Origin of the sequence: Streptomyces eurythermus, assembly GCF_014649115.1 — a bacterium.
Taxonomy (GTDB): Bacteria; Actinomycetota; Actinomycetes; order Streptomycetales; family Streptomycetaceae; genus Streptomyces; species Streptomyces eurythermus.
This window is the reverse complement of the sequence record NZ_BMSK01000040.1, coordinates 22,063-29,085: the sequence shown is the minus strand read 5'-3', so window position 1 is coordinate 29,085 and position 7,023 is coordinate 22,063. Positions and strand designations below refer to the sequence as shown.

The 7,023-nt window shown below is 67.6% G+C and carries 9 protein-coding genes; 3 read left to right on the top strand and 6 right to left on the bottom strand.

The features are described from left to right. Window positions 1–451: transposase (locus IE251_RS39885; RefSeq protein WP_189757833.1), on the bottom strand; the 451-nt coding region annotated here is incomplete at its 3' end. 309 nt (window positions 452–760) lie between these two features. On the opposite strand from IE251_RS39885, the gene IE251_RS39880 reads away from it, so the two are divergent. Next, window positions 761–1,489 (top strand): IS5 family transposase, encoded by a 729-nt coding sequence (locus IE251_RS39880; RefSeq protein ID WP_189757832.1) that lies wholly within the window; start codon window positions 761–763, stop codon window positions 1,487–1,489. Here the strand turns inward: IE251_RS39880 and IE251_RS39875 are convergent. Further along, window positions 1,428–1,931: a hypothetical protein gene (locus tag IE251_RS39875; RefSeq protein WP_189757837.1), complete on the bottom strand. Its 504-nt coding sequence runs from the start codon at window positions 1,929–1,931 to the stop codon at window positions 1,428–1,430. The two genes, IE251_RS39880 and IE251_RS39875, sit on opposite strands and share 62 nt — an antisense overlap. A 253-nt stretch (window positions 1,932–2,184) precedes the next feature. Here IE251_RS39875 and IE251_RS39870 point away from each other — a divergent pair, with 253 nt between their 5' ends. Beyond that, window positions 2,185–3,093 carry an aminoglycoside phosphotransferase family protein gene (locus IE251_RS39870; protein ID WP_189757831.1) on the top strand — a complete coding sequence of 303 codons (909 nt, stop codon included), beginning with the start codon at window positions 2,185–2,187 and terminating at the stop codon, window positions 3,091–3,093. Between the two features lie 11 nt (window positions 3,094–3,104). Here IE251_RS39870 and IE251_RS39865 read toward each other — a convergent pair whose 3' ends face one another. Next, the gene (locus IE251_RS39865; RefSeq protein ID WP_189757830.1) at window positions 3,105–3,680 is read right to left on the bottom strand and encodes a DUF6262 family protein; all 576 of its coding nucleotides are present in this window, start codon (window positions 3,678–3,680) and stop codon (window positions 3,105–3,107) included. A 164-nt stretch (window positions 3,681–3,844) separates the two neighbouring features. Here IE251_RS39865 and IE251_RS39860 point away from each other — a divergent pair, with 164 nt between their 5' ends. Then, a complete protein-coding gene (locus IE251_RS39860) occupies window positions 3,845–4,219 on the top strand; it encodes a hypothetical protein (protein ID WP_189757829.1) in 375 nt (124 codons plus the stop codon). A gap of 31 nt (window positions 4,220–4,250) precedes the next feature. Here IE251_RS39860 and istB read toward each other — a convergent pair whose 3' ends face one another. The 3 genes from istB to IE251_RS39845 all read right to left on the bottom strand — a co-directional run bounded on the left by istB (window position 4,251) and on the right by IE251_RS39845 (window position 6,777). Further along, entirely contained in the window at window positions 4,251–5,021 is a 771-nt protein-coding gene (istB, locus tag IE251_RS39855; RefSeq protein WP_189757828.1) for an IS21-like element helper ATPase IstB, read from the bottom strand. Between the two features lie 109 nt (window positions 5,022–5,130). Continuing rightward, entirely contained in the window at window positions 5,131–6,366 is a 1,236-nt protein-coding gene (gene istA / locus IE251_RS39850; protein WP_434095175.1) for an IS21 family transposase, read from the bottom strand. 132 nt (window positions 6,367–6,498) lie between these two features. Then, on the bottom strand, window positions 6,499–6,777 hold the full coding sequence (locus IE251_RS39845; protein WP_229897162.1) for a hypothetical protein: 279 nt from the start codon (window positions 6,775–6,777) through the stop codon (window positions 6,499–6,501). Between the last annotated feature and the right edge of the window lie 246 nt (window positions 6,778–7,023).

The window sequence follows — 7,023 nt, the reverse complement described above, 5'->3', positions numbered from 1 at the left end:
AGACGCCGACGAGGAGGGGCAGGCCGTTCGCGTCCGACAGGACGTGCATCTTGGAACCCGGCTTGTTCCGGTCCACGGGGCTCGGACCTGTGTGTTCGCCCCCCCTTTTAGCGCGGATGTGGGCGGTGTCGAGGACGACGCGGGTGACGTCGAGTAGGCCGACGTCGTCGAGCTGGTGCAGCACGGCCTCATGCAGCCGGCCCCAGACACCGGCTCTCGACCAGATCAAGAACCGCCGGTGGGCGGTCGACTTCGATATCCCGAAGCAGGGTGGCAACGCCCGCCAGGCGCAGCCGGACACCAGGACGTAGATGATGGCGGCGAACAGCGTCTCATCAGGGGTGTCTTGCGTTCCGCCGCCCTGCGGCCGCACCTTCGACGGCGGGATCAGCGGCTTCGCGATCTCCCACAACCCGTCCGGAACAATCCAACTCCACGTACCCCGCCCCATGAACGGGCCAACGACGCCTCACCACGTAGGACACGGTCTAACTGGCCGTTCTCTATCCGGTCGTGCGCTCGGTCTGGTTCGAACGGGGTCCTGGATCGGGTGACTCGTGGGCTGGTGGGGCATAGAGGAAGGGCCTCTTGGTAGCTCGCGGTTGTCGAGTCCAGCGAGGAACAAGAGGCCCTGTTGTCGAAGTGTCGCGTGGTCGTGGTTGCCGGGTCCGGTCCGTCCACTCCTGGGTCTGACTGTCTCGCCCATCGGTTCGGGAACGCGGCCGACCGGCCAGAGCGCCGGCCCCGGTACGGCTCGGACATGAGCGATACGGAATGGGCACGGGTACGGGATCTGCTGCCGCTACCGGGATGGCTGGCAGGCCGGGGAGGCAGGCCAGAAGGCTACTGCCACCGGCAGATGATCGACGCTGTGCGCTATCTCGTCGACAACGGCATCAAGTGGCGGGCGATGCCGTCCGACTTCCCGCCCTGGCCACGGGTGTACGCCTTCTTCGCCCGCTGGCGGGATGCAGGGCTGGTGGCCGAGCTGCACGACCGGCTGCGCGAGGCCGTCCGCCGTTCTGAGGGCCGCCACGACGAGCCGAGTGCGGCGGTCGTGGACTCGCAGTCGGTGAAGGCGGACGCCACCGTCCCTCACACCTCGCGGGGATACGACGCCGGCAAGAAGATCAACGGTCGCAAGCGCCACCTGCTCACCGACACCCTCGGACTGCTTCTGGCCGTGCGGGTCACGCCGGCCTCCACGACCGACCGGGACGCCGCTCGCACACTGCTGACCGCGGCGAAGAATCACTGGCGGCGGCTGGTGCGAGTCTGGGCCGACGGTGGTTACACCGGCCACCTCACAGACTGCTGGGTCGTCGAAAGATCCTTCGCCTGGATCCTGCGCAGCCGCCGCCTGGTCCGTGACTACGAGCGACGCGCCGACACCAGCGAGAGCGTCATCCTGTGGTCGATGACCATGCTCATGAGTCGCCGCCTGACCGCCCAATGCCGGCAGCGTCCTGTTGTGGCGCGGGCAGCATGAACCGGCCCGGTTTCTCCTCCACCAGCCAGCCCCTTTCCACCAGCCGTTTCAGGCGGGCCCGCGCTCCCTCGACGCGGGAGACGGAGGCGCTGTCCCAGCCCAGAACCACCGCTGCCCGCCGGGCGCCCAGCCCATCGGATCCCGCCTCCAGTGCGGCGGCCATCAATGCCTGGTAGTCCACCGACAACACCTCAACCCCGGCCGCGTCATAGCGGTGAGGCACCGCCCGGCGCGGACCCACCGGCTTTCTGGGCGACACGACGGTCGCGGCTGGCGCTTCCTCCTCGGCCAGCGCCTCCAAGTACTGTTCCAGACCGATCACCCGGCGCCTGAGCACCTCTTCGGCGTCCGCCAGAGCCGCCCGCACCCGCTCGAGCTCGGCTTCGAGTTCCTCCACCCGCCTCGCCGCGGACTTCTGCCGCGCTTCCAAGACCGCCCGCATCGACGGCATCCGCCACCCCCACGCCGACTCGATCAGCAACGAGTCGAGACTCCCGCCACAGTCGCAATCTCATGCCTGACCAGCGGAATCCGCACACGGCATTCGGAAAGCGAACGACCTCTTAGGCGTTATTAACGAAGCCACTCCAGCGGCAGCGGCCCTCGCCGTCATCAGCCCGTGATCTTCGAGGGTCAGGACGATGGCCAGCGAAAGTCACCGGCTTTCTGTTCCGTCCAGCGGTGAGACTTCCGACGTGACGCTTCACGAGGATGAGATCCCAGTCGACGAGACGCTGGTCCGGTCACTACTGAAGACACAGCGTCCAGAGTGGGCTGACCGACCATTGTCGCCCGCAGGTGCCGGCACGGACAACACCATGTATCGGCTGGGCGACGACCTGCTCGTGCGACTTCCACGAACCGCAGACAAGGGACAGTCCGTGGAGAAGGAGCAGGAATGGCTTCCTCGTCTCGCGCCCTTCCTTTCCTGTCCGATTCCCGAGCCCGTCCACTCCGGGACGCCCACCGACACGTTCCCACTGGTCTGGTCGGTCTACCGCTGGATTGACGGTGACGAAGCTGGCCCGGACACCGTCCGGGACTGGGCTGCTTTCGGAGTCGACCTGGCGACGGTCGTGAGGGAACTCCATGGCATCGACCTCATGGGAGCGACGCGCTCAGACGGCCTCATCTGGTACCGCGGAGGGAGCCTGGAGCCATGCGACCAGTGGATCAGCAGGTGTCTCGACGAGTGCCGGATCACCGTGGGATCTGAACTCGACGTCGACACTCTGGAGCGGTTATGGCGAGCCGCGCTCGTACTGCCCGAGCCCTCCAGACCTCACGTGTGGCTCCACGGCGACCTGAAGCCGACCAACCTCCTGGTCCGGGAAGGCAAACTTCACGCAGTCATCGACTTCGGCGGACTCTCGGTCGGCTTTCCCGACGCCGAACACTCCACGCTGTGGGACCTGCCTCCACAAGCCCGACAGTCCTACTGGGACACCTTGAACCTCGACGATTTGACCTGGACCCGCGCCCGCGCCTGGGCTATCGCGGTGGGCGTCAGCGGAATCTCCTACTACTGGAACACCTTCCCCGCCTTCGTCGCCGAATGCCGAGCACGCCTCCAGGCAATCCTCACTGACGCCGCTGCGCGTTGATGGTGACTCGGTCACGGCGCGTCCCGTTCGAGGAGTTGGGCTTCGAGGTCGGCGATGCGTTTCTCGGCGAAGCGTAGGTTGGAGCGGGCGCCTTCGAGCCGCTCTTGGAGCTTGCGGTGCTCCTGGGTGAGCTGGTGAACGCGGTGTTTGAGGGTGGTGTTCTCGGTGGACAATTGCTGGACGGACTCGCCAGGGACCATCTGGTCGAAGTCGCGTAGCTGGCCCTTGAGTTCACCGATCCGCTGCCGTTGGGCGAAGACCTCTTTCTGGGTGCGGGTCAGCTCGGCCTCGGCGTTCAGGGCCCGCTCCCGCCAGGATGCCTCGATCCGGTCGTGCTGTTCCTGTCCGAGTCGGTCATGCCGACTGCGACTGTCGGCGACAGCGGACTTCACGAGGGCGCGAGCGTCGGTGTTCTCGTAGAGGAACGTGGCGGACACCCCGGCTCGTCCGGCGATGGCCCGGGCGGTCAGGCGCCCGCGTTCGCGGCGGAGCTGGCCGATAGCCTTCTCGACCTGGGCGAGCTTGGTCTGGGTCTGCCGGCGACGAGCGGCGACAGCGGCCCTGACGGTGTCGAACCCGGCACTCATGCGGCTGCCCCATTGTCTTCGCGGGCGAGTTCCTGGGCCCGTGTCGGCGTACGACCTAAGCTCCCCAGCTGCGTACGAATGAACGTCCCCAGCTGTGTCCTCGGACCAGAGCACGGTTGAGGATCTCGGTTGAGATCAGCAGAACGAGCGGAGACACTCGCACGATGAGTCACAGCGCATCGCTCGGATCAGTCGAACGTGCTTGGGACGGGCCGTGGTACCGGGTGCGCACGGAGTCCTTCGAGGTGTCCTTCCTGTCCAACCCGGACGAGGACCTGGAGCTGGTGTGCAATGTTGATCTCGAAGTCCGGCTTCTGGATGGATCCCGGTGGAGCGCGACTGTCTTCACCGTTGCTGAAGTCGCACGTCTGATGGAGACCTGGGCAGGGAGCAACGAGGCCCTGGGGGGTCGCTACTTCTGGTGCTCGGATGGGCTGATCGTCCGTGAGCCTGGCGTCAGCAACATGACTGATGTCATCGCCGGCCTGTTGGACTCTGGTGAGTTCACTCAGATCCTCCAGCGACTCGACGGCGACTGAACCTGACCCGGGCTCTCCGCGAAATGATCTTCTAGGCCACGTCGGTCTCGCGCTCGATGGCCTGGAGCCGGTTCTTCAGCCGGTAGCTGGGCCCGTTGATGGAGATCACTTCGCAGTGGTGCAGGAGGCGGTCGAGGATAGCGGTGGCGAGGACCTCATCACCGAACACCTGTCCCCATTCGCTGAAGGTCTTGTTCCAGGTCAGGATGATCGAGCCCTTCTCGTAACGCTTCGAGACCACCTGGAAGACCAAGTTCGCTTCGGCGCGTTCGAGGGTCTGGTAGCCGACCTCGTCGACCACGAGGACGCTCGGCCGCAGGTAGGTGCCGAGCTTGTTGACCAGCCGTCCGGCGGCCTCGGCGGCTTTGAGGTTGCGGACCATGTCGTCGAGGCTGGTGAAGTAGATCGAGTAGCCGGCCCGGCAGGCCGCGACCGCGAGGGCGACGGCGATGTGCGTCTTTCCGACCCCGGGCGGCCCGAGCAGGGCGGCGTTGGCCTTGGCATCGATGAAGGACAAGGTGGCGAGGTCCTTGACCTTGCGCGGGTCGAGCTCGGGCTGGAACGAGAAGTCGTACTCGTCGAGCGTCTTGTGGTGCGGCAGCTTGGACAACCGCAGTCCCTGGCGGAAGCGGCGGTCGTCGCGGACGGCGAGTTCCTCGGACAGCACCAGGTCGAGGAAGTCGGGGTAGCCCATCTTCGCCTCGTCCGCCCGGCGGGTGTACTCGTTGATGGTCTCCGCCAGGTGGGGCAGGCCGAGCTTGCCGACCGTGGTGCGGATGCGGTTGCCGGTCAGCTCGTTCAAGAGGACTCCTTTGTCGGGGAGTAAGTGGTGAAGGGGCGGGTGCCGGTCAGCTCGTCATAGACCGACAGCGGGCGGCGGCCGACCTCAACGCGAGTGGCCGCGGCCCGGTTCAGCAGGGCCTTGAGCGGGCCAGGTTCCCCTCCGGACCGCTCGCGGCGGGGCCGGGGCAGGGTGTCGCCGCTGGTGGTCCGCCGGCCTTGGCCGGTGGGCAGTCCGTCCCAGTGCGTCTCCTCGACGACGCGGAAGCCGCGGCCGACAGCTCGCGGGTGGACGGCCAGGAGCGTCTCGCTGTCGGCCCCGGGGCGGTGGAGTGCAGCATGACTTGCGACTTCGTGGCCCTGATCTCCACCAGTTGGCGGGGGCGGACGCGGCGGGCGGGCACCGAGTAGAGGTTGCCGCCGAACGCGACCAGGCAGTCCTTTCCGACCGGCCGCAGATGCCGCTCGGCCACCAGATAGGGAGTCGGCGGCAGCGGCCTGAGGGCCGCGTGGTCGCGGGCCGCCCGCTCGCCGATGACCTCCCGGTGCGTCTTGTGGATCTGGGCCCGCCGCTGCGGCACCCAGGTCACGAAGGCGGCGTCCATCTCCTCGATGGAGGAGAAGGCCCGGCCGGACAGGACGTGGTCGCGGACGATGAGGACCTGTCGCTCGACCCGGCCTTTGCCGGTGGGGCGGTAGGCGGCCAGGACGTCGATGTCGAAGTCGTAGTGGCCGGCGAAGCCGACCGCCTCCGGATGCAAGGGAACCGCCTCGCCGGGGGCGACGTGACGGCGGACGACCGTTTTGGTGCGGTCGTAGACGATCGTCATCGGTACCCCGCCGAAATGTGCGAACGCCCGCCGGTGGCAGGCGAAGAAGGTCTGCAGGTCCTGGCTGGTGGTGAAGCAGCAGAACGGGTCGCGGGAGTACGACAGCGTCATATGGAAGGAGTAGACCTTCCCAATGCCCATGTGGGCGAGGATCTTGCCCTCGTCACCCCAGTCCACCTGGGCCTGGGCGCCCGGGATCACCTCGAAGCGGCGGTGCATGCCTGCCAGTTCCTTCGGGGTGATGCCGAGTTCCTCGGCAATGCGGGGGCGGGCCTGCTGGACGTAGAGCTTGGTCCGCTGGTAGTTGCCGGTGAACCCGTACTCGCTGACCAGCCGCTCGTGGATCACCGCGGCCTTCATCAGGATCTCTGCCCGCAGCATCGAGTCGACCAGCGGCGCGAACTCGTCGATCACCCTCGCCCGGGACCGTCCGCTCGGTGACCGGCGTGGCGGGGTGGCCGGGCCCGGCGCCGAGAGATACTTGCGGACCGTCTTGCGGTCCAGCCCCGTCTCCCTGGCGATCTCCGACAGGCTCATCGCCCCGGACTCCAACAGGCCACGGAAACGTCGCAGTTCCAGCCAGCGATGCGGGTCCAAGACCATCGTCGACCGCCCTTCTGCCGCCCATACCGACCAGCAGCCGAGTGCCGACCCGCGTTCCTCAGCGCATCAGGAACTGGTCACGTTCATCCGTACGTAGGTGGGGACGTTCAGGTGTACGCCGACAGCCCGGAACGCGGTGCTCCAGACGCGGCCGAAGTAGTCCTGGGGCCGCCGCAGGTCGAGTGCGAGGGCTTCATCGAGGAGGCCGACGGCCTCCAGTGCTCTTTCCAGGCCGGCGATTGCCCGGGCGGTGGGCTCGAAGGCCTCGTGCAGGTAGTCGGCGGTCGCGCTGTCCGGGGCCCGCTCGGCGAGCATCCGCCACCGGCGGCGGCTTCGAGCGGGCAAGCCGCAGTGGCCAGCTCCAGCAGGTCTTCCTTCTTCACGGCGGCGGTGCGCTGGACCGGTGCCAGGCGCTCGGCGGCGCGCGGCACTGGAGGCCAGGTCGGCCGCAGGCGGCGCACGCGGCGAGCAGTCGGGCCGAACCCGACGCGGGCGGCTCCCGGCGGCCGTCGACCCGGTCGGTGCCAGCGATGCAGAACCCTGGCCACCTCGGCGGCTCGTGAGTGCGGGGGCGAGCGCCGCCCGGGCCCG

What these genes read in the sequence shown, in the direction of transcription:
- IE251_RS39860 (WP_189757829.1), top strand. Translation starts at nt 3,845, where the DNA reads ATGAGTCACAGCGCATCGCTCGGATCAGTCGAACGTGCTTGGGACGGG.
- IE251_RS39880 (WP_189757832.1), top strand. Translation starts at nt 761, where the DNA reads ATGAGCGATACGGAATGGGCACGGGTACGGGATCTGCTGCCGCTACCG.
- istA (WP_434095175.1), bottom strand. Translation starts at nt 6,366, where the DNA reads ATGAGCCTGTCGGAGATCGCCAGGGAGACGGGGCTGGACCGCAAGACG.
- IE251_RS39865 (WP_189757830.1), bottom strand. Translation starts at nt 3,680, where the DNA reads ATGAGTGCCGGGTTCGACACCGTCAGGGCCGCTGTCGCCGCTCGTCGC.
- IE251_RS39875 (WP_189757837.1), bottom strand. Translation starts at nt 1,931, where the DNA reads ATGCGGGCGGTCTTGGAAGCGCGGCAGAAGTCCGCGGCGAGGCGGGTG.